The organism is Parageobacillus caldoxylosilyticus NBRC 107762, from assembly GCF_000632715.1.
In the GTDB taxonomy this organism is placed as follows: Bacteria; Bacillota; Bacilli; order Bacillales; family Anoxybacillaceae; genus Saccharococcus; species Saccharococcus caldoxylosilyticus.
The window spans coordinates 33,080-54,360 of the sequence record NZ_BAWO01000044.1; the positions used below are offsets into that span (position 1 = coordinate 33,080).

The following is a 21,281-nucleotide window of genomic DNA, read 5'->3' on the forward strand; positions in this document are numbered from 1 at the left end:
TTGGACCGCCCCATCGGCGTGGTGCCGATGTTGATTACTGGACCCATCCAGAAGGCTTCCGATGCATTCATCGAGTGGAAGGAGACCGCCTTCTTCCGCGCGGAAGCTTCTTTGGTGGAGATGGTAAGAAACTCCCATCTCTTCATGGGATGAAGGTGGGAGAGGTTCATAGCAATTTCCTATTCATTACTTATTCTTTAATTTCTGTAGTTCATTAACCGTGACAAATTGATAACCTTTTTTTGATAAAGAATCTAATATTCCTTCAATAGTTTTTAGTTCGTTACCAGTATCATCATACATTGGATGTAACAAAATGATGGCTCCTGGTTTTACATTTTTGTTTACATAGTTCACTTTGTCAGAAACCGAAGAATAATAGGTGTCGGGCTCAAGACTCCATGTAATGGTTTCTATGTGATGTTTTTTCAAATAATAGGGTAAACCAATAAGTTTTTTTCCATTAGGTGGACGAAAGTCTATTTCACCTTTATAACCTGTTTTTCGAATCAATTGGTTGGTCATTTCAATTTCCTGCTTGATAAAAGAAAGCTTTTTGAAAATCATTCGTTGATGAGAATACGTATGATTTCCCATTTGATGTCCAGATTCTGCGATCTCTTTTCCTAACTTTAGATTTTTCTTCAGTTCATTTCCAATGACAAAAAAGGTAGCCTTCGCATTGTATTTATGCAAAAGAGGCAATATTTTCTCTACATTTTTTGTCGGCCCGTCATCAAAAGTCAACGCAACTACTTTTTGGTTTGTATCTACGTGACTAGTTAATCCTCCAAATAACTGGTATGTTCTTGAATTCATTAACTTATATGTACCGAATAAAAAAAATAATAATACTAGCGAAATTATCCCATATATGACTATTCTTTTTTTCATCATTTGTCTCCTCTCTATCTTAATCGATTTTTTCTTGGGCATTTTATCAGCTAATATTCATGAAAGCAAGTAAAACAGTTATGGTGCTCCCATGGAGGAACGGTCGCGCTTTGAGGAGAATTGCATGGCATATCGTAACCAGTATCCCTGAATTTCTTTCCCACTTCGGACTTACTATTGAAATGGTAAAAGACCTAACCACTGTTCCATCCTCAGCGAATGAAATCGCTGAAAGCCTTCGGAAAATCAGTGACGACGCAGCAGAAGCGGTAAAGCAACAGTGGACAGATGAATCCTCCAAGCAAGTTCATCACTGCTCATCAAGCATATCATTCATTGCCGTGGACAAAGGACGGTTCTCATGCGTCAAGCCGGCCTAGAGGTTCATGGAGTTTATGATTCTGCAAAAGAAGAATGGAGTCGTATGGGACAGGGACCTCCTGCGATTTAATAATTTATGGCCATTTTCAGTATAAGGTAAGCACTTGTTCCTTCGAGTGCTTTTTATTTTGTTTTCTGGAATGGTGATTCGTGAAAAAATGATAAATTTTTATTTTATCAAAGATTGTTTTAACATTGTAATTAGATTATTATCTAATTAGATAATGATTGTATTTGGAGGGATTGTATTGCAGTTAAGTAGGCTTGTTAATTTCTACAAGAATTTAGATGATCCTACAAGAATTCGCATTATTGCACTATTGCGGCACGGTCCTTTACATGGCCAGGCGATAGCAGGTAAACTTGGCTTAAAACCACCAACTATTATTTTAAGAAGAGAGTTGGTCATGAATCACTTTATGTATCGGGAAAATAATAAATATGAATTGAATCCCCCAGAACTTTGGATCATAAACTGATTTATAGATATTTTTTTGTGAATCTAATTAGATGTATATCTAATTAGATATTTGTAAAAAATAAATGAGGTGATTTGGTGACTAATGCGATAAATATATTTCGACAAGAAAAAAATTACTTAAGGTTGTTTTTGGCAGGGATCGTTAATGGTATCGGGGACCGTTTTAGTCAAGTTGCTCTTTTGGCCCTACTGTTAGAGTTAACCGGTTCGGGATTTGCCGTTGGTGTCGCTTTAGCGATTCGGGTTGTTCCTTTTTTATTATTCGGCCCCTTGGGAGGGTTCTTAGCTGATCGGTTTTCAAGAAAGAAAATACTCATTATCACTGACTTATCAAGAATTACTTTTGCTATCTCTTTTGTATTGGTAAATAACGAGTCTGATATTTGGATTGTTTATCTGAGCACATTTGTTTTAGCCGCAGGGGAAGCGATCTATGCGCCCGCACGAAAGTCATTCATTCCTTTACTCGTTAAGAAAGAAAACATCATAAAGATTAATAGCTTAGAACAGGTCATGCTTGGAGCGGTCTTAATAGGAGGTTCATTTTCTGGCGGTATTGTTACCTTTTTCTTTGGACCAGATATGGCATTTTGGTTTAATGGTCTTTCATTTTTAATAGCTGCTATGATCATCTTTCCTATTCCGTTCACAAATAAAAATCGTCATATTCAGAAAAATGATAAGAAAAATAGTGAATCTAACATCTTCCATTCGATAAAAAACATAAAAAAATTGATGATTGCATCTAGTGCCCTTTATATTGCATTTCTATTTGAGTTCATCGTACCTCTTTTTAATGGGATTGATAACGTACTCATTAGCATCTATGCCGTTCAAGAATTTAATCTAGGTGATGTAGGAGTCGGTCTTTTTTATGGAGCCCTCGGGATTGGTTTAATGCTAAGTTTTATAATAGCTCAACGTATTCACCAACATCTTTTATTAATTGGTTTGGCGACTCTAATATTGGAAGGATTGTTTCTCATTATTTTAAGTCGAGTTCACTTAGCATTCATTGCTTTTATTGTATATATTTCCATTTCTTTTGTATCAGGCATTTGCAATACATGCTTCGATTCAATTGTTATGAAGGAGACGCCTAGTGACCATCAAGGCTTAGTATTTGGTTTATTGGCCACCATTTCAAATACATTAATTGGAATATCTATGTTCGGGGCTGGCATCATTTTAGAAGTAGTCAATAATAGAATGCTTGGTTTGATTGGAGGAATGGGTTTTATATTAACTGGACTATTTCTCTTTGTGGTATATTCTTCTATAAAAGAAAAAGAATTACCGACTTTACGTGAATAATTTAATAATGAGTTTTGGGATATACGATCAAAAAATAACAGAAACATAGGTATTTATCTTCTTTCACTCCCGTGAGAACTTAACAGGAACAAAATCTGAAAAAGGCCGTACTTAAGTAGACCTAGCCAAGATGTTAAATTTTTATTTAGAGTCATTTTGAATTTAGAAAGAAGGAGGTTAACCAATGGATAGTTTGGAAGAAAAAATATTTAAACTCAAAAATGTTTTAATGAAAGTCTGGTCCATCGAATCAAGCTCTAAATGGACTCCTCAGAATCCGGCAAAAGGGCAATGTGGAGTCACTGCGTTAGTGGTAAACGATCTGTTCGGTGGAGAAATAATGAAAACACCTACTTCTGAAGGTTGGCATTTTTACAATAAAATAAATGGCCAGCGTTACGATTTAACAGAATCCCAATTCTCGGAAGCTATTGAATATATGGATATCCCTTCTAATAGGGAAGAAGCTTTCTCAGATACGAATGAAAGACAATACAATTATTTAAAAACAAATGTATATAAAAACTTTTTAAAAACTAACAATATCATAATTTCGAATTAATAAAAGAGGTGTTATCAAATGTTATCAGTAGTACAAACTAAAGTATTTGACATTTCTTCTGACGGGGGAAATCCATGTCCCTTAGTCTTAAACAGTGACTCATTAACAAATAAGCAAATGCAAAGCATTGCTTCATATTATGGGGTTGAAACAGCCTTTATACTACAGCCTGAAAGTCGAAATGCCCTTTTCAGACTAAGATACTTTGTTCCAAAACACGAAATGGAGATGTGCGTTCATGCCACTGTAGGGGCGGTAAGTTACTGGTGTCAGTCTCATGAAATAAAACAGCTAAATGGAACAGTGGAGACCGCGCTGGGAGAAATAGCGGTAAATGCCCAGGAAAAAGACGGAAGATTAAATGTTATCGTAGAACAATTCCCTCCGACTTTTAGCAATGAAAATCCCAGTCCTTCAGAAGTTGCTCAGGCCTTAAAAATAAGTGAAGAAGAACTAGATTTATCTGTGGGGCCCATTCAATCAGTTTCCACTTCACGTCCTAAATTGATGATTCCTCTTCGTAGTCACGAAATACTTCATAACTTAGATCCTGACTTTGGATTACTTTGGGAACTTTGTGATAGATACCAGACAACCGGCTTTTATCCTTTTACGTTGACAACACAATCTTCGAAATATGATGTCGAAGCTCGCCAATTTCCTAAAAGAGCAGGTTATAACGAAGATCCAGCTACAGGTGTAGCAGCTTGTGCACTTGGAGCATATCTAACTTATTATTCAAAACTCCAAGAACCAAAAGAGGGATGGTATGAATACCTGATCGGACAGGGATATGCAATGGGAAAACCGAGTATGATCAAAGCTGCTTCCTATATTTCTAAAGAAGGAAGTATAACTAAAACACGAGTAGGAGGATATGCAACCATTTTACAAACGGAAAACATTGATATTAACTTAATAATTTAAAGAATTTTCTTAAAATTACTGGCGTCATATTACATAAGGTATTTCTAAAAGAGGAGCAATGCCGAAATTCATGTATGTTCTGTAACTACCAAATTGGAATCATGCTAACGCCCCCTTAGTAGTTTATATGATTCCCAAAGTGGTTAGGCTTTTTATGTGCATTGATGTATCAATGATCAGCTTGTCGGATTTGTCGAAAAGCTGAAACGGGATTGCTCCCGTTTTTTTGTTCGCGGTGATGACATTGGCATGACTATACGACCACCATTTGACCATATGACCACGTATTATTGGAGTCGCATTTATCAACACTAAAATGCAGTCGAAACGCAGTAAAAAATCACTCAAACATCATCGAAAACATCATTTCCTATCCTATCGGAATTAATTATCAGCCATAGAAAGCCGGCGACAAAGTCAATGCCGGCTTTGCGACCGTGGCGAAGGGGACGATTTTTCTTTATAATGTTGATAACGAATCAATGTGATGCGATCATTTTTAATATGAAATGTCATTACGTCTTTGGCATAAGGGGGATTATGAGCCCCTTGAAAAGTTTCCACCTGAACAGTGACCAGAAAGTGGTAATAGCCTCCTTGCTCTAAATTTTTCACGTTTATTATTTTCGCCTTCCACCATTGGCTTCCCGACTTTTCTCCATAATAATTTAGGACGGATTTCGTGATGTAAGGGGTTAAAAAGTATATGGAGAGATCCTCTAATGGCTTGGCAGTGACCGCCGCTTGGCTCACTTTGGATTCTGCACTGTCTATTCCCGCAATGAGGGACATGCCAAAAAAGAGGAACAATAATTTTTTGGTAAGCATAACAGGGCCTCTCTTCATATAATAATGGCTTGTTATATTATTTTTAGCCAACGAATGTGTATGTATGTAAATAAAAACTTGTAACTCGCAAAAAGAAAAAAACATGTAATTGTCCAGCCATGTATCGCTGATTATCAAGGACAAGCGGTTCATTCTTGTGTAACGGCGAAGCAGCTAAAGGAGTTTTATGTTAGAAGAAAATTAAGGCGTTCTAATTGTTATTTATACCCATTACCGGTATAATGTATATAGAACGATTTAATGAGGTGAAATGTATGAATCATCGTGAAGAGAATCAGCTCAATCCAAAAATGGTTCCGCGCACGAAAGAAGAAATAGAGAGCATTGTGAAGCGCTTGAAGCGCATTGAAGGACAAGTGCGCGGCGTGCAAAAAATGGTCGAGGACAACCGGTATTGCATCGATATTTTAATCCAAATTTCTGCGATTGAAGCGGCGTTGCATAAAGTCAGATTACACTTGTTGGAGCGCCATGTTCGTCATTGCGTCGCCAAGGCGATTCACGAAGGAAACGGTGACGAATCCATTCAGGAATTAATGACCGTCATCAGCCAATTCTCCAAATAGGGAGGGAAGCGCGATGAGTGAGAAAAAGCATGTGACATTACCTATTACCGGTATGACGTGCGCTGCCTGTTCCAGCCGCATTGAAAAAGTGCTCAATAAAATGGACGGCGTCGAGGCGAACGTCAATTTAGCGATGGAAAAAGCGACGATTGCGTACGATCCAGCCATCGTAAACTTGCGTGATATTCAAGAAAAAATTGAAAAGCTTGGATACGGTGTGGCAACCGAAAAGGTGATGCTGGATATTGAAGGCATGACGTGTGCTGCATGTGCGGCGCGCATTGAAAAGGGACTGCAGCGCATAGAAGGCGTGGAAAGCGCCACGGTCAATTTGGCAACGAACAGCGCGGTTGTGGAATATAAGGAAGGCGTCACATCCGTCGAAGCGATTTTAGAGAAAATAAAAAAGCTTGGCTATAAAGGACAAGTGCGGAAGGAAGAGGAACCGCACGCAGGTGCGCAGGAAGAAGAGCTGAAGCGAAAACAGCATAGGTTGATGGTTTCCATTTTACTTTCTCTTCCTCTTCTTTATACGATGATTGCCCATCTGCCGTTTGACCTTGGCCTGCCGGTGCCAGATTGGCTGATGAATCCGTGGGTGCAGCTTCTGTTCGCGACGCCCGTGCAGTTTTATATCGGCGGTCCTTTTTATGTCGGCGCGTATCGCGCGTTAAGAAACAAAAGTGCGAACATGGATGTCCTTGTCGCACTCGGCACGTCCGCAGCTTACTTTTACAGCTTGGCGGAAGCGGTCAAAACGATTGGAAACCCTCGCTATATGCCGAATTTATATTTTGAAACAAGCGCGGTGCTTATCACGCTTGTGCTTGTCGGAAAATATTTTGAGGCGCACGCGAAAGGGAGAACAACCGAAGCGATTTCGAAATTGTTAAGTTTGCAGGCGAAGGAAGCGCTCGTTCTTCGCGACGGCAAAGAAATCAAAGTTCCGATTGAACAAGTGGTAGTCGGAGACACCATTGTCGTCAAGCCGGGCGAAAAAATACCGGTAGATGGTATTGTGATGGCGGGAGCGTCCGCTGTTGACGAATCAATGATTACGGGGGAATCGATTCCAGCTGATAAGAAAGAAGGCGACCGCGTTATTGGCGCAACGATCAACACGACAGGCACTCTTACGATTCGGGCGGAAAAGGTCGGAAAAGATACAGCTTTAGCGAATATCGTGAAAATCGTCGAAGAGGCTCAAGGTTCAAAGGCGCCGATTCAGCGGATGGCCGATGTGATTTCCGGAATTTTTGTGCCGATTGTTGCTGGCATTGCCGTGTTGGCGTTTATTGTCTGGTACTTTTTTGTCGCACCAGGCGATTTGCCAAAAGCGCTGGAAGTGGCGATTGCGGTGCTTGTCATCGCCTGCCCGTGCGCCCTCGGTCTTGCCACGCCGACATCGATCATGGTGGGCACCGGAAAAGGTGCGGAACACGGCATCCTCTTTAAAGGGGGTGAGTACCTGGAGGAAACGCATAAAATCAATGCGGTGCTATTGGATAAAACAGGGACGGTAACAAAAGGAAAACCGGAAGTAACGGATGTTATTGAGTTTCAAGAAGGGATGCTGGCTTATGCCGTGTCGGCAGAAAGAGGTTCCGAGCATCCGCTCGCGCAGGCGATTGTTGAATATGGAAAACGACAACAAATCGCGGTGAAGCCGTTTGAGCATTTCGCGGCGCTGGCCGGTCATGGTATTGAAGCGACAATTGATGGCAAACGTGTTCTTGTCGGAACGAGGAAGTTAATGAAAGAAAACAACGTCGATATGTCGCGGCATGAAGAGAAAATGGTACAATTAGAAACGGAAGGAAAAACGGCGATGCTCGTTGCGATCGATGGAGAGTTTGCCGGCATCATCGCCGTCGCTGATACGATCAAAGAAAATGCCAAAGCGGCGATTCAAGCATTGAAACAACTTGGGATAGATGTGTACATGGTGACAGGAGACAATGAACGGACGGCAAAAGCGATCGCCAAACAAGCAGGAATCGACCATGTATATGCTGAGGTGCTTCCAGAAGACAAAGCAAACATTGTCGAAAAGCTGCAGCGGGAAGGCAAACGGGTGGCGATGGTCGGCGATGGCATTAATGATGCTCCGGCGCTGGCGAAAGCCGATATCGGCATGGCGATCGGCACGGGAACGGATGTTGCTATCGAAACGGCCGATGTCACGTTAGTTGGCGGTGATTTGGCGCATATTCCGAAAGCGGTCGAGTTAAGCCGCAAAACGATGACAAACATCCGGCAAAACTTGTTTTGGGCGCTGTTTTACAATACGATCGGCATACCGGTTGCCGCCGCCGGGCTGTTGGAACCTTGGATTGCCGGAGCGGCGATGGCGTTTAGCTCTGTATCGGTAGTGACAAACGCACTTCGCTTGAAGCGCGTAAAACTATAAAAACAAGGGAGGAATCCATCATGACAACAACATTACAAGTGCAAGGAATGACATGCAACCATTGCAAAATGGCGGTCACGAACGCTTTACAAGAGCTAGAAGGAGTCAATCGCGTCGAAGTGCATTTGGAAAAAGGCACGGTTGATGTCGATTACGATGAAACGAAAGTCAGCTTGGATAAATTAAAAGAAGCAATTGAAGAACAAGGTTATGATGTGAAGTAGACGAAAGACTCCTCTTTCTCTGAAGTGACCCCTGTCAAGTAGACAGGAATAAAAAAGCACATTTAAGCAGCCTGAGTCCTATATTCATAAGGACTCAGGTTATTTAATTTCTTTTGGAAACGTTGATGGTTATAAAAACGAATATATTTGTGTACGGCATCTTTCACCTCTTCGGCCGTGCGGAAAGAGTACAGATTAAAACACTCTGCCTTGAAATGGCTGAAGAAGTTTTCCATGCAGGCATTGTCCAAACAGTTTCCTTTCCTGGACATACTGGCCTTTATATTGTATCTTTTTAGTAGATTGTTGTATGGACGGGATGTATACTGGAACCCCTGATCACTATGAAGGAGGAGTCCATTTACATTCCGTTTTTTTATGGCCTTTTTTAGCGAGTCGATGACCAATTTGATGTCATTTCTTTGGCTGATATGGCAGGCCACGATTTCATTGTTGTATAGATCTTTAATGGCGGACAAATAGAGCTTTTTCCCATTAAAAATTAAATAGGTAATATCTGTAATCCATTTCTCATTTGGCTTTGACGCGTGGAAATCTCGGTTTAGATGGTTGTCTGAAATCACATAAGGCTCTCTCTTTCCGTAATAAGGCCGTTTCTTCCGAATCACCGCCCGGATTCCCATCTCCCTCATCAGCCTTTGTACTCGTTTATGGTTGATATCCAGTTTGTATTTCCGTTTCAGCCAGACTTTGACTCTCCGATATCCATAAATTCCTTTCCGTTCTTCATGGCACTCCTTGATTTTTTTCTTTAACTGCGCATCTTCCAATTGCTTCTGAGAAGGGCGTTCCTGTCGTTTTACCCACTTGTAATATCCGCTTCGAGACACGCCTGCTATCTCACATAATGGTTGAATCGAACCATAATACCCGGCCATTTCTTGAATGATCGCGAACTTCTTGTGAGCTGGTACTGTTTCCATTCCCCCTTTCACCTCTTTAAGAGCTTTTTTAGCATCTCTACTTCCGCCTCAAGACACTTGATTTTCATTTCAGGATCTTCCGGACGAGTTCTCGGTCTTCCTTTGCCTGGTCCTTTTGCCTTTCCTCGTTTTTCCTCTAGCCCTTTCATTCCTTCCTGTTCATAGCGTTTCACCCATCGGCGTAATCCCTAATTCTTTCGCCACCGTTTTGTATCCCATGCCCTCCTTCCAATATAAATCCACCGCTTTCTTTTTAAACTTTGCATCATATGTTTTTCGTATTTTTCCATAGAAAAATCCCCTCCATAGTAGACAGATTAATTGGCTTTCTTTTTTCTGTCTACTATAAGGGGATCATATCAGGAAAGTGGCAATCTTTTTCATTGTCGCCGTTGCTCATATGCTTGATGTTGCATTAGGAAACGACATGAGCGTTTTGCGAAATTCTATATCGCAAATGAAGTATTGAGCATCTTTGAAAATGTCGGGCGGATTGGAATCACAATTCCTAGAGTACTTGAAAAAGCGATTCATGTTTTGAATGAAAAAAAGCGAGGAAGGGGAGGAGAAATATGCGTTTCGAGTTGGTTCCTTTGGATACGGATTGTCAGTTAGTCCGATCAAATAATCGGCGCTAGTTTTTAGAACTTCGGCTAATTTTGCTAATATCTCTATTGGTGGTTGTCTATAGTTACTTTCGTATCCTACATAAGTGCTTCTGGCAACACCTACTCAGGATTGGCGATTGTCATTTATGCCGCCTGGAGCAACAGCGTCAGTTTGCCTGATGTTCTTCTATGGGGTGTCATTGGCATTGTGACGCAAATTCTCGTGTATGTTGTGCTTGAGTACATCTTCACGCCAAAGACCAACTTAGCCAAGAAAGTAGAGGAAGGCAATCTCGCAGTCGGGTTTAGCTTATTTGCCGTTTCTATTATTGTCGGCTTGATTGTGGCTGGGAGCATGTCCTATTAATATGGGCCTGTTGCATTTGTTTCGGGCTCTTTTTTACCATTTTTATCCAGATTTTTGTGAAAACTACATAACCTTTATCGACGAATCAGTAATATATGAGGAAGATGTAAAACGAGAATATAATCATTATTATGTAACGGGATATCTTTGCACTGGGGATGGACATCGATATTGGAAATATGCTCCGTATAATGGTGTTGAAAATGAGAAAACGATTGAGGAAGTGTTTTCGAGGGTATTTAAAACGATTGAAGAAGTAAAGAGTCAGCAGATGGATGGAAACGTTCCCGCTGAAGAATGAACCGGATCTGATCCATCTAGTTTTTTCAAAAGTTTATAAGGTCGGAACAGCTGTTTTCGGAGTTATTTTTTATTGGCATTCTCTTTCATGGATAGAAAGGAAGCGATGGGTGATGGTAAAAGCGGTTATGTTTGACTTGGACGGCACATTGCTAAATCGCGACGATTCCATACAAAAGTTTATCAAATACCAATATAAGCGCTTGCAGCACTGGTTAAGCCATATTTCAAAAGAATGGTATATAGCTAGATTTATTGAACTAGATGATCGAGGGTATGTTTGGAAAGATACCGTTTATCAGCAGATTGTCAAAGAGTTTGAGATTCATGGACTTACTTGGGAGGACCTGTTGGAAGATTATTTAAAGCATTTTCATCAAAGCTGTGTCCCATTTCCTAATCTTATGTGGATGTTAGAAGAGTTAAAAAGAAAATCATTGAAGTTAGGAATCATCACAAATGGGAAAGGACCATTTCAAATGCATTCGATATTTAAGCTGATTTACCGATTTTTTGGAACTATATTTATCGAGAGGCGGATCCTGAGTGAAAAAGCGGGATTACGATGTATATAAAAGATAGCGTAGGAGTAAAGAAAGTAAAAGCAAAAGGGACCAGCGATTTCGTTGGTCCCTTTACGCTTCTTTTAATTCAGCATGTTTATGGTCATTGTGCGGTTTTTGTTTCATAAGCAGCGGATATAAGATTAACCCTGCCACAAATAGACCGATTCCTAAGAAAAATGTATACCAATCCGCTGTTCCCGTTTTGATGACCCAAATCGAGTAAACTAGCGCTGCCAATGTAATGATACCGTCGCGCATGCGAATTTGCTTTGTATTTTTATACGTTTCTCCCGTAATGATTAATTTCAGATGATATAAGGCTGAGACGAGATACGGAACTAAGTAGGCAAGCGTCGCGACGACAATGGCAAAATTGTACGCTTCGTTCATTGTTCCCGATACAGTCGAAAATAGAAAAATTTGCGTCATGAAATTCGTGATGAACAAAGAACGGGTAGGGCTGCCGCTCTTGTTTGTTTTGGCAAAGAAAGCAGGGAACAATCCTTCTCTTGCCGCTTGATACGGAACTTCCGAACTGACGACAATCCAGCCGATTGTCGAGCCGAATAGGGAAATGAGCGCCAAAATGGCCATGATGTACGCTCCGTTGCTTCCGATAACGGCATACAGCGCATCCACGAGCGGTTTTTGCGACTGTTTTAATTCCTCCTGTGGCAGTGCTCCCATTGTCAATAACGTAATTCCGATATAAATGAGAACAGAAATGATGAGTCCGAGCAATGTGGCTTTTTTCACGTCTTTCGGCGATTTGGCACGGTTTGACAGCATGACAGCCGATTCAATGCCGATAAACGCCCATAGTGCTGTAATCGCCGCTCCATTGATTTGGCTTGGTACGGATACCGCTTGTCCTTTTTCATCCATGAATGCAAATCCACTGCCTAAGTTCGCGGCGTTAAACACCCAAACGGTTGCGACAATATAAAGAAGGAACCCGATCACTTTCGCTCCTGTCGCTAAAATGTTAATGTTCCCAGCGCGTTGAAAATCGCGGGCGAGAATCCAGTGAATTCCCCACAATACCGCTGTACATACCGCAAAGGTGAGCGTTTTTCCGACTTCCAATGGAAACGTTCCTATCGTAAATAGTATGTGCTTGCTTTGCATGATTGGGAAAAACGTGCTTAAATAGCCGGCAAATGAAATAATGACGGACGCAGTGGCCGCCCAGTTTGCCGCCCAATATCCCCACGCCATGCTGTATCCTGCGATGTTTCCTGCTTTTGGTGAAGAAAACATCGCTTGCGCGTAGCTCTGCGGTCCCGCTTTAAGATCTGGTTTTCTTATTGCTAGACTGCCAAATACAAGTGCAATCATCCAGACGCCCAATCCGGTTGCGAGCCAGGCGAGCGCTGCCCCCATTGGACTTGCGACTTGCGCCAGGCTTGCCGGAATCATAAATATGCCACCGCCGACCATGTTTCCAACGACGAAGGCGGTTAAAATCCATAGTCCCCATTTTTTTGCAGCCATCGTATGTCCTCCTTAATTACTATGTCTTGTGAGTCATGGTTGCTTTCATTCCTTTCTCATCATATCGTATTATTTTAGTTTGGTAAAGTGATAATATAATAAAGAAATGAAGTTGATCAATTGCAAATAATAGTTATTTTCTGTCGGTAATATGAGACATTTCTCGTTTTATTCATTGTCTCCTCACACTTCTTTCACATCCTTTTGCTATACTGACCATGCAGTGCGGTCATGATATACGTGCAGATGTTTCAATACTATCCAGAGAGGGGTAATGATTTGTTATATTGGCAAAAGGCGTTACGGTGGGGATGGATATGTATTTTCTGTTTGGCAGTGTTGGTAGCGCTTCCTGCCCGATCGTTGGCCCATGCTTACATTGTCGCAGCGACGCCGGCGGCAAACGAACAGTTGATGGAAGCTCCGAAAACCATTCGCATCGAATTTAACGAAAACATTCAATCTACTTTTTATGCGCTCACACTTGTCAATCAAACTGGACACGAGATTCTCTTGCATGATGTTCGCATCGATGCAACCAATCCACATGTGCTGGAAGGGAATGTACCGAATCGGTTGGCCAACGGAACATATGTAATAAAATGGAAAGCTGTCTCTAGCGACGGCCATCCTGTCGAAGGGACGATTCCATTTCAAATCGGCCAAAGCAGCGATAACGGCGCTCTGTCCGATTCGGAAAGAAACGGCTATGTTCCCAAATTCGATATGATCATCATTCGCGGACTTTTTTACATAGGGTTATCGCTATTTTTAAGTTTGCTTTGGTTTCAATTGTTTATCGATCTTCCATTGGGTGCATGGCGGTTTTCGACTCGGGATAAGGTGCTGTATTGGGCGGCGTATAGTCTAACGGTGCTGGCCACGCTGTTGAGTTTGCCGTTACAAATTACCGTGGAGGCGAATGTGTCGTGGCTTCAGGCGCTTGAGGGCGCGTTTGTGAAAAAGATGCTGTTTCATACGGCTTTTGGAGTCGCATGGATGATTCAGTGCGTGCTCTTGTTTTTATTATTTGTCGTTGGTTATGCAGCAATGTTCGGGAAAAGGGAGCGCCATTCGAAACGATGGGCGATTGTCTCATTCGTACTCGGGACCAGCATTCTTTTCGTCAAAGCGTGGACGGGTCACGCGGCAGCTTCATCTCATCCGCTTGTTGCTCGTGTGATGGATTTTCTTCATCTTTTTAGCGCTTCCGTTTGGGTTGGATGCTTAGTGATCATTGCAGCGATTTTGCCTTTTGGCATACCGGGAACCGAGAAAAGTAAATATTGGGAGGCGGTTCGCCGTTTTTCACGTTGGGCAACTGGATTGGTCGCCATTCTAATGATGACAGGCATTTACGCTGCTTTACAACAAGTTCCAACGTTTGATGCACTGTTTCAAACGATATATGGTAAAGTGCTTCTCGGTAAAGTGCTCCTTCTTGTCGTTATGCTGATGTTTGCGGCGGTGAACTGGATTTCGGAGCGCAAGCAGAAAAGCGTATTAGGGGCAACCGTATGGTCTGAATTTGGCCTCGGCATCGGAGCGATGCTGCTCGCCGCTATGTTGACGAATTTGCCGCCTGCAGCGGCTTCGCCGGGACCTTTTACGCAAACGAAGGAAGCTGGGAGCTATCAAGTGACGCTGCATATTACCCCTAATGTATTAGGAACGAATCAATTTCAAATAAAAATCAAAAACGCGAAGGGAAGAGCTGTTCAGGATATTGAGCAAGTCACGGTTACGTTGACGCCAAAAGACATAGATATGGGAGAAACGACATTTCAAGCATTCAAAGTTGCTTCCGGTGTGTATCAGGCAAAGGAAACGATTAGCATGGCCGGATGGTGGAACGTTCATGTGCATATCCTGACAACGTCGCTGCAAAGCGTGGACGCCACTTTTGCCTGTTATGTAGGAAGCCAATAAATAAATGAGGAGGAGATTCCAACGATGAAAAAAATATGGTCACAAACTTCCAAAGTACTTGTTTTGATGGTGACAGCCTTTTTATTATGCACAGGAATTGCCAGCGCTCACGTGACGGTAAAGCCGAACATCTCCGCGCCTGGCGCTTGGGAAACGTATACGGTCAAAATCCCAGTGGAAAAAGATGTTCCGACAACGAAAGTCACATTAAAAATTCCGGACGGCATGGAATTGGTATCTTATCAACCGGAGCAAGGCTGGGAAGTGACGCTGGAAAAAGACGCGTCCGGAAAGGTAAAAACGGTCACATGGACAGCGGAAGGAGAAGGGCTGTTGCCAGGACAATTTCAACAGTTTTTCTTTGTTGCGAAAAACCCAGATAAGGAAAGAAAGGTTACTTGGGATGCGTATCAATATTATAAAGATGGCACCATTGTTGAATGGACGGGAACGGAAAACTCACAAACTCCTCATTCTGTAACGGAAATCAGCCAAGCGGCTGCGGCGCAAAGCGGACACGATATGCACAGCCACGGCGAACAGGCGGCGCAGCATCAAGCTCAGTCAGAAAATAAAACCAACAACGAGCAAAACGAAAATGGATTATCGATTGCTACCTTAGTGATTGCCGTCATTGCTTTGATCGTTTCGATCGTTGCTTTTCTGAAAAAAAGAGCGTAAAATGAACTTAGAAAAGTCCCCGTATTTTTTGGGGACTTTTTTGTTGAAGGAGGAGAGAAACGTGGATGTCATAAAAGAACTCGCACAACGAATCGCTCGCGCCGACGTGATTGCGGTTTTAACTGGTGCGGGAATGAGTACGGAATCGGGAATTCCCGATTTCCGCAGCGAAAATGGGATCTATGCGCAGGAAGAAAATGTCGAATACTATTTATCCGAATACTATTTTGAAAAAGATCCTGTTGATTTTTGGCGGCGCTTTAAACGAATGTTTTCGTTAAAACTAATGGGCAATTTTGCGCCAAACGACGGCCACCGGTTCCTTCGCCAATTAGAAGAAATGGGAAAAAAGGTGACTATTTTGACGCAAAATATCGATGGACTGCATAAAAAGGCAGGGAGCACCAACGTCATCGAATTGCACGGCACTTTGCAGACGGCAACGTGTCCGGAATGCGGCGAAAAGCATGATTTAGCGTTTATCAACCGCCATGATGTTCCGCGGTGCGAGCGGAAAGCGGCAAATGGAAATAAGTGCAATGAAATTTTAAAACCGGATGTGGTGCTGTTTGGCGGATTGGTGCCAAGAATCGAGGAAGCGTTCGCCGCGGCGGCAGAAAGCGATTTGCTTATTGCGATGGGAACAAGCCTGGAAGTAGCGCCGGTCAACCAAATTCCCTTTTACGTAGCTACTCAGTCTCCAGTTACGTATAAAGTGATCATTAATAAAACACCAACAAGAATGGATGACGTATTTGATCTTGTCATTCATGGCGGAATTGGAGAAACGGTGGCAAAAGTGCGTTCGCATATGACAGGTGCGAGCTGAATAATCGGCAGCCGCACCTGTTTTTTCTATATTCTTTCTGTCCTGAATAGGAGAACGAAAAAATGGTTTCTATTAAAATCAAAAAATATTGTATTTTTTAAAACTTTAGAATATAATAGGATTAACATACCAACCGGTTGGTATAATTTGCAGGGTTTTGCATCGATTTAATATGGAGGAAACGTGGCCTAGAGAGGGAAATGGAGGGGACATACATGTATTTGCGTCTTACTGATGAGCAACGGATGGTGCAAAAGGCCATTCGCAAATTCGTCGAAAAAGAATTAATGCCGCTAGAAAACGAAGTATTGCGAAACGAACGGGAAGGAAAACCGGGGCTGTCTGAGGAGAAGTTGAAAGAATTGCAGCTCAAAGCGAAAGAAGCGGGTTTTTGGGGGATTAATACACCGGAAGAATACGGCGGCGCCAACCTCGGACACGTCATGCAGGCGATTGTGACAATGGAAGTGTCAAAAACGTTTGTTCCATTCCGGTTTGGCGGGTCGGCGGATAACATTCTCTATTACGCGAATGAAGAACAAAAGAAAAAATATTTGATTCCGACCATTAACGGCGAGAAAAAATCATGCTTTGCCATGACGGAGCCAGGCGCAGGATCAGACACCAGAAACATTAAAATGACCGCGGTCAAAGACGGAAACGAATGGGTGCTAAACGGAGAAAAAACGTTTATCACCGGAGGAAACGAAGCCGATTTTGTGATGGTCATCGCCATTACCGACAAAGAACGCCATCAAGCAACAAACGGACGGGAAGGGGTTACTTGTTTTATCGTCGACCGGGAGATGGGCTGGCGTTCCGAACCGATACATACGATGGGGCCGTCGACACCTGCCAGCTTAATCTTTGAAAATGTGCGCGTTCCGGAAGAAAACATTTTAGGGGAGCTGCACGGCGGCTATAAACTTGGGTTGGAGTGGATCGGATATGCCCGCTGGATTGTCGGCGCCCGCGCGGTCGGAGCGGCAGAACGGCTGCTACAAATGGCGATTGACTATGCGAAAGAGCGCGTGACATTTGGCAAGCCAATTGCGGAAAGACAAGCGATTCAATGGATGATCGCCGATTCGGCCGTCGAAATTGAAGCGGCGAAATGGCTCGTGTTAAACGCGGCGTTTACGCTCGACCAAGGCGAAGACAACCGCCATTTAGCATCGATGGCCAAACTGTTTGGCGCCAACATGGGCAACCGCGTCGTCGACCGCGTCATGCAAATTCACGGCGGCATGGGCTATACGAAAGAAATGCCGATCGAGCGCTGGTATCGTGATGCCAGACTTTGGCGCATTTATGACGGCACCGATGAAATTCAGCGCATGATTATTGCAAGAAACTTGCTTAAAGGGCATGTCAAATTGGGGCAATTCCTATAAAAATTTGAAAGCGCTATCGAATAGAAGGGGGAAGCAAGCATGAGTCAAAGATTTACAGGAAGAGTCGCATTCGTTACAGGAGGAAGCCGCGGAATCGGCAAGGCGATTGTTACGCGTTTTGCCGAAGAAGGAGCGAAAGTGGCGTTCATTGACTTAAATGAAGAAGCGTTGCACGCCACCGCAAGTGAATTGCGCGAAAAAGGCTATGAAGTATATGCAAAAGTCGCGAGCGTTACCGATCGCGAACAAGTGGAAACGACGGTAAAAGAGATTGTCGACCAATTCGGATCGATCGATATTCTCGTCAATAACGCCGGAGTTATTCGCGACAATTTGCTGTTTAAAATGACGGATGAGGACTGGGACACGGTCATGGATGTTCACCTCAAAGGGGCGTTTTACTGTGCGCGCGCCGTTCAAAAATACATGGTAGAAAAACGGTACGGACGCATTATTAATGTTTCTTCCACTTCCGCGCTTGGCAACCGCGGGCAAGCGAACTATGCGGCGGCGAAAGCAGGCATTCAAGGTTTTACAAAAACGCTGGCGATCGAGCTGGGCAAGTTTGGCATCACCACGAACGCGGTTGCTCCTGGATTTATTGAAACCGATATGACAAAAGCAACGGCGGAAAGATTAGGCATTTCGTTTGAACAGTTAATTCAGGCTAGCGTCGCGAACATTCCGGTCGGACGAAGCGGCAAGCCGGAAGATGTCGCGCAGGCGGTGGCGTTTTTCGCCGATGAAAAATCTTCCTTTATTAACGGACAAGTGCTATACGTAGCCGGAGGTCCAAAATGTTAACGGAATAGGGGGAAACGACGCATGTTTGCCGAACATATCGGAAAATGCTCCAATAAAGTAAAAAACGTCGTTGAGCGGGGAGCGGTGAAAAAGTTTGCCGAAGCGATCGGTGATCCACATCCGATTTATTGGGATGAGGAAACGGGGAAAAAATCACGCTATCAAAGAAACATTGCGCCTCCGACATTTCCAAGGGTGTTTGACTATGGCGTGATTGAAGGGCTTAAGCTTCCAAGCAAAGGACTGATTCACGGCGAACAGCGGTTTCATTACGAAAGACCGTTGTTTGTCGGGGAAGAGCTGTATTGTTATGCGAAAGTGGAAGATTACTATGAAAAGCAAAGCAGCATGGGCGAGCTCGGATTTTTAGTCATCACGAATTACGGGGAAGACCCATCCGGAAGCGTGATTTTTACGTCCACCTCGACAATTATTATTACGGAAGCAGTGAGAAAGGCGATGGTCGTATGACGAAAATCAGCGAATTAAAAGTAGGAGAGTCGTTGCCAGAAGTCAAACTTCCTCCGGTCTCCCGCCTCGATCTCATTAAATATGCCGGCGCTTCCGGCGATTACAATCCGATTCATACGATTGACGAAGAGGCGAAAAAAGCGGGGCTGCCGGGCATTATCGCCCATGGAATGTGGACGATGGGCAATCTTGCCAAATTGTTTACCCCTTATTATGAAGAAGGATTTGTGCAAGACTACTCCGTCCGTTTTAAATCAATGGTGTTTTTAAATGACGTCGTCACGTTAAAAGCGACGGTGAAAGAAAAAGAGGATCACGCATTGCGCTTTGATGTGGCGGCTGTCAATCAAGACGGAAAAGAAGTCGTCAAGGGAGAAGTCGTGTTTTCTGTCTATTAATTGGCTGCAACATTCGTCCCGGTAACAGCAAAACCCTTTTGTTACCGGGATTTTTATAAAAAATGAATGGGAGTGACATAAATGAAACGGGATGCGGTCATTGTTTCCGCCGTCCGCACGGCGATTGCCAGACAAGGCGGAGCATTGGCGACCGTGCCGGCGCATATTTTTGGCGCGGAAGTCATCAAAGAAGCGATGCGACGGGCTAACATCGTCCCGGAAATGGTCGACGACGTCATTATGGGCAACGTGTTAAGCGGCGGGGGGAATATCGCGAGGCTTACCGCCTTGCAAACGGGGTTGTCGCTTGAGCTTACCGGTCTTACCGTGGATAGACAATGCGGTTCCGGCATTAACGCGGTAAACCTGGCGGCACAGGCGATCCGCGCGGGGGATGGCGATGTGTATATCGCCGGAGGAGTGGAAAGCATGAGCCGCGCTCCGTACTTAATGGACCGCCCGGAAAAACCGTACAGCTCGACGCCGCCGAGTTTCCGCAAGTCGCAGCTGTCGCCAAAAGAAATCGGCGATCCGCCGATGGGAATTACAGCGGAAAACCTTGTCAAAAAATACGGGATCAGCAGAGAAGAACAGGACGAATTCGCGCTAAGAAGCCAGCAAAAAATGGCGCGGGCGATGCAGGAAGGACGTTTTAAAGAACAAATCGTCCCGATTACCGTTCCGGTCAAAAAAGGAGAGCCAATCATCTTTGATACAGATGAACATCCGCGGCCAAATACGACGATGGAAGCATTGGCTAAACTGCCGCCAGCGTTTTTGGAAGGCGGAACAGTGACAGCGGGAAATAGCTCGGGGTTAAATGACGGCGCATCGGCATTGGTCATTATGTCGAGAGAAAAAGCGGAAGAACTGGGGTTGACGCCATTAGCAGTTATTCGCGCTTATGCGGTTGCCGGGGTCGATCCGAATATTATGGGAATCGGTCCGGTGCCGGCGACAAGAAAAGTGTTGAAAAAAGCCGGATTGACATTAGATGATATGGATTTGATTGAAATCAATGAAGCGTTTGCCGCCCAGGTGATCGCCTGCGACCGGGAATTAAATATGAATCCGGAAAAAGTGAACGTCAACGGCGGCGCGATCGCCCATGGCCATCCGCTCGGTGCAACCGGTGCGATCTTAATCACGAAAGCGGTGTATGAATTGCAGCGATCCGGCGGAAGATACGCGCTCATTACGGCATGCATCGGCGGCGGGCAAGGCATTGCCACAATTATTGAACGGGAATAAATCATTGGAGAGAGCCAACATTATGAAAGAAAGAATTATTAAAACAAGCATCGAACTATTCGACCGCAAAGGATTTAAAGAAACATCAGTGCAAGAAATTGTCGAAGTCATGGGCGTAACGAAAGGGGCATTCTATTATTATTACAAAAGCAAAGAAGAGCTGCTAAAAGATATATGCATCTCCTATATGGAAGATCTTTTGCAGCAGCAACAACGCATTTTACAAGATAAAGAGAAAAGCTGCACGGAAAAACTGTACGAAATCGTCTATATGCTTATTCGCAATATTAAAGCAAGGCGGAAAAGCGCACGCATTTTCTTCCGCGAAATGCGGCATTTGCATGAAGATCATTTGCAAGAAATTAAAGCAAAGCGGCGGGCGTTCCGGGAACATTACCAGCAGTTGATCGAAGCGGGAATCGCCCGCGGCGAATTTAAGCCGACGCTGACCCCGGATATGATTACATTTGGCATTTTAGGCATTACAAACTGGAGCTACTACTGGTTTCAACCGGATGGAGAAATATCGGAAGAAGCGCTGGCAGACATTTACGTCGATTTGATTTTAAACGGAATCAAAAATCGCGAATCGTTTAAGGAAAAATAGGAAAGAGAAGCTTCCCATTCTCTTTCCGTC

The 21,281-nt window shown here is 43.5% G+C and carries 24 protein-coding genes and 3 pseudogenes; 22 read left to right on the forward strand and 5 right to left on the reverse strand.

The features are described from left to right. Positions 1–186: 186 nt before the first annotated feature. On the reverse strand, positions 187–894 hold the full coding sequence (locus GCA01S_RS11815; RefSeq protein WP_017436664.1) for a polysaccharide deacetylase family protein: 708 nt from the start codon (positions 892–894) through the stop codon (positions 187–189). 110 nt (positions 895–1,004) lie between these two features. On the opposite strand from GCA01S_RS11815, the gene GCA01S_RS19015 reads away from it, so the two are divergent. The 6 genes and pseudogenes from GCA01S_RS19015 (at position 1,005) to GCA01S_RS11840 (ending at position 4,559) form a co-directional block, all read left to right on the forward strand. After that, entirely contained in the window at positions 1,005–1,274 is a 270-nt protein-coding gene (locus tag GCA01S_RS19015; protein WP_051018353.1) for a DinB family protein, read from the forward strand. Then, positions 1,256–1,345 carry a hypothetical protein gene (locus GCA01S_RS21010; protein ID WP_252120592.1) on the forward strand — a complete coding sequence of 30 codons (90 nt, stop codon included), beginning with the start codon at positions 1,256–1,258 and terminating at the stop codon, positions 1,343–1,345. The genes GCA01S_RS19015 and GCA01S_RS21010 overlap by 19 nt, the downstream gene beginning before the upstream one ends. Before the next feature lie 178 nt (positions 1,346–1,523). Beyond that, positions 1,524–1,661: pseudogene (locus GCA01S_RS21460) on the forward strand (ArsR/SmtB family transcription factor); the annotation flags it as partial. Positions 1,662–1,831: 170 nt separating this feature from the next. After that, the gene (locus GCA01S_RS11830; RefSeq protein ID WP_042410191.1) at positions 1,832–3,070 is read left to right on the forward strand and encodes an MFS transporter; all 1,239 of its coding nucleotides are present in this window, start codon (positions 1,832–1,834) and stop codon (positions 3,068–3,070) included. A 184-nt stretch (positions 3,071–3,254) separates the two neighbouring features. Continuing rightward, positions 3,255–3,632, forward strand: coding sequence for a YunG family protein (locus tag GCA01S_RS11835; RefSeq protein ID WP_017436661.1), 378 nt, complete (start codon positions 3,255–3,257; stop codon positions 3,630–3,632). Positions 3,633–3,650: 18 nt separating this feature from the next. Continuing rightward, a complete protein-coding gene (locus GCA01S_RS11840) occupies positions 3,651–4,559 on the forward strand; it encodes a PhzF family phenazine biosynthesis protein (RefSeq protein WP_042410194.1) in 909 nt (302 codons plus the stop codon). A gap of 417 nt (positions 4,560–4,976) precedes the next feature. Here the strand turns inward: GCA01S_RS11840 and GCA01S_RS11845 are convergent, their stop codons facing one another. Continuing rightward, complete coding sequence (locus GCA01S_RS11845; protein WP_255212289.1) at positions 4,977–5,387, reverse strand: DUF3888 domain-containing protein; 411 nt, start codon at positions 5,385–5,387, stop codon at positions 4,977–4,979. A gap of 275 nt (positions 5,388–5,662) precedes the next feature. On the opposite strand from GCA01S_RS11845, the gene GCA01S_RS11850 reads away from it, so the two are divergent. From GCA01S_RS11850 to copZ, 3 genes are read left to right on the forward strand one after another with little or no spacing between them, the layout of a single operon-like run. Then, the gene (locus GCA01S_RS11850) at positions 5,663–5,974 is read left to right on the forward strand and encodes a metal-sensing transcriptional repressor (RefSeq protein ID WP_042410197.1); all 312 of its coding nucleotides are present in this window, start codon (positions 5,663–5,665) and stop codon (positions 5,972–5,974) included. 13 nt (positions 5,975–5,987) lie between these two features. Then, the gene (locus GCA01S_RS11855; protein ID WP_042410200.1) at positions 5,988–8,384 is read left to right on the forward strand and encodes a heavy metal translocating P-type ATPase; all 2,397 of its coding nucleotides are present in this window, start codon (positions 5,988–5,990) and stop codon (positions 8,382–8,384) included. A 20-nt stretch (positions 8,385–8,404) separates the two neighbouring features. Beyond that, on the forward strand, positions 8,405–8,608 hold the full coding sequence (gene copZ, locus GCA01S_RS11860; RefSeq protein WP_017436658.1) for a copper chaperone CopZ: 204 nt from the start codon (positions 8,405–8,407) through the stop codon (positions 8,606–8,608). 62 nt (positions 8,609–8,670) lie between these two features. On the opposite strand, the gene GCA01S_RS11865 is transcribed toward copZ, so the two are convergent. Both GCA01S_RS11865 and GCA01S_RS11870 read right to left on the reverse strand, forming a co-directional pair. Next, positions 8,671–9,552, reverse strand: a complete 882-nt coding sequence (locus tag GCA01S_RS11865) for an IS3 family transposase (RefSeq protein ID WP_042410203.1) — start codon at positions 9,550–9,552, stop codon at positions 8,671–8,673. An 8-nt stretch (positions 9,553–9,560) separates the two neighbouring features. Beyond that, positions 9,561–9,795 (reverse strand): annotated as a pseudogene (locus GCA01S_RS11870) (helix-turn-helix domain-containing protein). Between the two features lie 157 nt (positions 9,796–9,952). Between GCA01S_RS11870 and GCA01S_RS21335 the strand changes: the two are divergent. From GCA01S_RS21335 to GCA01S_RS11885, 4 genes and pseudogenes are all read left to right on the forward strand, one after another. After that, positions 9,953–10,167, forward strand: a pseudogene (locus GCA01S_RS21335) (phage holin family protein). A 66-nt stretch (positions 10,168–10,233) separates the two neighbouring features. After that, a complete protein-coding gene (locus tag GCA01S_RS11875; protein ID WP_042410205.1) occupies positions 10,234–10,527 on the forward strand; it encodes a DUF350 domain-containing protein in 294 nt (97 codons plus the stop codon). Position 10,528: 1 nt separating this feature from the next. Beyond that, complete coding sequence (locus tag GCA01S_RS11880) at positions 10,529–10,828, forward strand: hypothetical protein (protein WP_042410206.1); 300 nt, start codon at positions 10,529–10,531, stop codon at positions 10,826–10,828. Further along, complete coding sequence (locus tag GCA01S_RS11885) at positions 10,803–11,402, forward strand: HAD hydrolase-like protein (protein ID WP_311638406.1); 600 nt, start codon at positions 10,803–10,805, stop codon at positions 11,400–11,402. Before GCA01S_RS11880 ends, GCA01S_RS11885 begins: the two co-directional genes overlap by 26 nt. 60 nt (positions 11,403–11,462) lie before the next feature. Here GCA01S_RS11885 and GCA01S_RS11890 read toward each other — a convergent pair whose 3' ends face one another. Further along, positions 11,463–12,887: an amino acid permease gene (locus tag GCA01S_RS11890; RefSeq protein ID WP_042410207.1), complete on the reverse strand. Its 1,425-nt coding sequence runs from the start codon at positions 12,885–12,887 to the stop codon at positions 11,463–11,465. A 279-nt stretch (positions 12,888–13,166) separates the two neighbouring features. On the opposite strand from GCA01S_RS11890, the gene GCA01S_RS11895 reads away from it, so the two are divergent. The 9 genes from GCA01S_RS11895 to GCA01S_RS11935 all read left to right on the forward strand — a co-directional run bounded on the left by GCA01S_RS11895 (position 13,167) and on the right by GCA01S_RS11935 (position 21,251). Continuing rightward, positions 13,167–14,816 carry a copper resistance protein CopC gene (locus tag GCA01S_RS11895; protein WP_042410209.1) on the forward strand — a complete coding sequence of 550 codons (1,650 nt, stop codon included), beginning with the start codon at positions 13,167–13,169 and terminating at the stop codon, positions 14,814–14,816. A gap of 24 nt (positions 14,817–14,840) precedes the next feature. Beyond that, entirely contained in the window at positions 14,841–15,497 is a 657-nt protein-coding gene (locus GCA01S_RS11900; RefSeq protein ID WP_042410211.1) for a YcnI family copper-binding membrane protein, read from the forward strand. Positions 15,498–15,558: 61 nt separating this feature from the next. After that, positions 15,559–16,326: an NAD-dependent protein deacylase gene (locus tag GCA01S_RS11905; RefSeq protein ID WP_042410213.1), complete on the forward strand. Its 768-nt coding sequence runs from the start codon at positions 15,559–15,561 to the stop codon at positions 16,324–16,326. 215 nt (positions 16,327–16,541) lie between these two features. Then, positions 16,542–17,720 carry an acyl-CoA dehydrogenase family protein gene (locus tag GCA01S_RS11910; protein ID WP_017437187.1) on the forward strand — a complete coding sequence of 393 codons (1,179 nt, stop codon included), beginning with the start codon at positions 16,542–16,544 and terminating at the stop codon, positions 17,718–17,720. A gap of 39 nt (positions 17,721–17,759) precedes the next feature. After that, the gene (locus GCA01S_RS11915; RefSeq protein ID WP_017437188.1) at positions 17,760–18,524 is read left to right on the forward strand and encodes a beta-ketoacyl-ACP reductase; all 765 of its coding nucleotides are present in this window, start codon (positions 17,760–17,762) and stop codon (positions 18,522–18,524) included. Between the two features lie 21 nt (positions 18,525–18,545). Beyond that, complete coding sequence (locus tag GCA01S_RS11920) at positions 18,546–18,995, forward strand: MaoC family dehydratase N-terminal domain-containing protein (RefSeq protein ID WP_017437189.1); 450 nt, start codon at positions 18,546–18,548, stop codon at positions 18,993–18,995. After that, entirely contained in the window at positions 18,992–19,393 is a 402-nt protein-coding gene (locus tag GCA01S_RS11925) for a MaoC family dehydratase (protein WP_017437190.1), read from the forward strand. The genes GCA01S_RS11920 and GCA01S_RS11925 overlap by 4 nt, the downstream gene beginning before the upstream one ends. 81 nt (positions 19,394–19,474) lie before the next feature. Further along, the gene (locus GCA01S_RS11930) at positions 19,475–20,644 is read left to right on the forward strand and encodes a thiolase family protein (RefSeq protein ID WP_042410217.1); all 1,170 of its coding nucleotides are present in this window, start codon (positions 19,475–19,477) and stop codon (positions 20,642–20,644) included. A 22-nt stretch (positions 20,645–20,666) separates the two neighbouring features. Then, positions 20,667–21,251 (forward strand): TetR/AcrR family transcriptional regulator, encoded by a 585-nt coding sequence (locus GCA01S_RS11935; protein ID WP_042410220.1) that lies wholly within the window; start codon positions 20,667–20,669, stop codon positions 21,249–21,251. Positions 21,252–21,281: the final 30 nt, after the last annotated feature.

Excerpts from the sequence above, each read along its gene's own strand:
- GCA01S_RS11815 (WP_017436664.1), bottom strand. The coding sequence starts at position 894 with ATGAAAAAAAGAATAGTCATATATGGGATAATTTCGCTAGTATTATTA.
- GCA01S_RS21010 (WP_252120592.1), top strand. The coding sequence starts at position 1,256 with ATGCGTCAAGCCGGCCTAGAGGTTCATGGAGTTTATGATTCTGCAAAA.
- GCA01S_RS11835 (WP_017436661.1), top strand. The coding sequence starts at position 3,255 with ATGGATAGTTTGGAAGAAAAAATATTTAAACTCAAAAATGTTTTAATG.
- GCA01S_RS11840 (WP_042410194.1), top strand. The coding sequence starts at position 3,651 with ATGTTATCAGTAGTACAAACTAAAGTATTTGACATTTCTTCTGACGGG.
- GCA01S_RS11845 (WP_255212289.1), bottom strand. The coding sequence starts at position 5,387 with ATGCTTACCAAAAAATTATTGTTCCTCTTTTTTGGCATGTCCCTCATT.
- GCA01S_RS11850 (WP_042410197.1), top strand. The coding sequence starts at position 5,663 with ATGAATCATCGTGAAGAGAATCAGCTCAATCCAAAAATGGTTCCGCGC.
- GCA01S_RS11855 (WP_042410200.1), top strand. The coding sequence starts at position 5,988 with ATGAGTGAGAAAAAGCATGTGACATTACCTATTACCGGTATGACGTGC.
- copZ (WP_017436658.1), top strand. The coding sequence starts at position 8,405 with ATGACAACAACATTACAAGTGCAAGGAATGACATGCAACCATTGCAAA.
- GCA01S_RS11865 (WP_042410203.1), bottom strand. The coding sequence starts at position 9,552 with ATGGAAACAGTACCAGCTCACAAGAAGTTCGCGATCATTCAAGAAATG.
- GCA01S_RS11880 (WP_042410206.1), top strand. The coding sequence starts at position 10,529 with ATGGGCCTGTTGCATTTGTTTCGGGCTCTTTTTTACCATTTTTATCCA.
- GCA01S_RS11885 (WP_311638406.1), top strand. The coding sequence starts at position 10,803 with ATGGAAACGTTCCCGCTGAAGAATGAACCGGATCTGATCCATCTAGTT.
- GCA01S_RS11890 (WP_042410207.1), bottom strand. The coding sequence starts at position 12,887 with ATGGCTGCAAAAAAATGGGGACTATGGATTTTAACCGCCTTCGTCGTT.
- GCA01S_RS11900 (WP_042410211.1), top strand. The coding sequence starts at position 14,841 with ATGAAAAAAATATGGTCACAAACTTCCAAAGTACTTGTTTTGATGGTG.
- GCA01S_RS11910 (WP_017437187.1), top strand. The coding sequence starts at position 16,542 with ATGTATTTGCGTCTTACTGATGAGCAACGGATGGTGCAAAAGGCCATT.
- GCA01S_RS11915 (WP_017437188.1), top strand. The coding sequence starts at position 17,760 with ATGAGTCAAAGATTTACAGGAAGAGTCGCATTCGTTACAGGAGGAAGC.
- GCA01S_RS11920 (WP_017437189.1), top strand. The coding sequence starts at position 18,546 with ATGTTTGCCGAACATATCGGAAAATGCTCCAATAAAGTAAAAAACGTC.
- GCA01S_RS11925 (WP_017437190.1), top strand. The coding sequence starts at position 18,992 with ATGACGAAAATCAGCGAATTAAAAGTAGGAGAGTCGTTGCCAGAAGTC.
- GCA01S_RS11930 (WP_042410217.1), top strand. The coding sequence starts at position 19,475 with ATGAAACGGGATGCGGTCATTGTTTCCGCCGTCCGCACGGCGATTGCC.
- GCA01S_RS11935 (WP_042410220.1), top strand. The coding sequence starts at position 20,667 with ATGAAAGAAAGAATTATTAAAACAAGCATCGAACTATTCGACCGCAAA.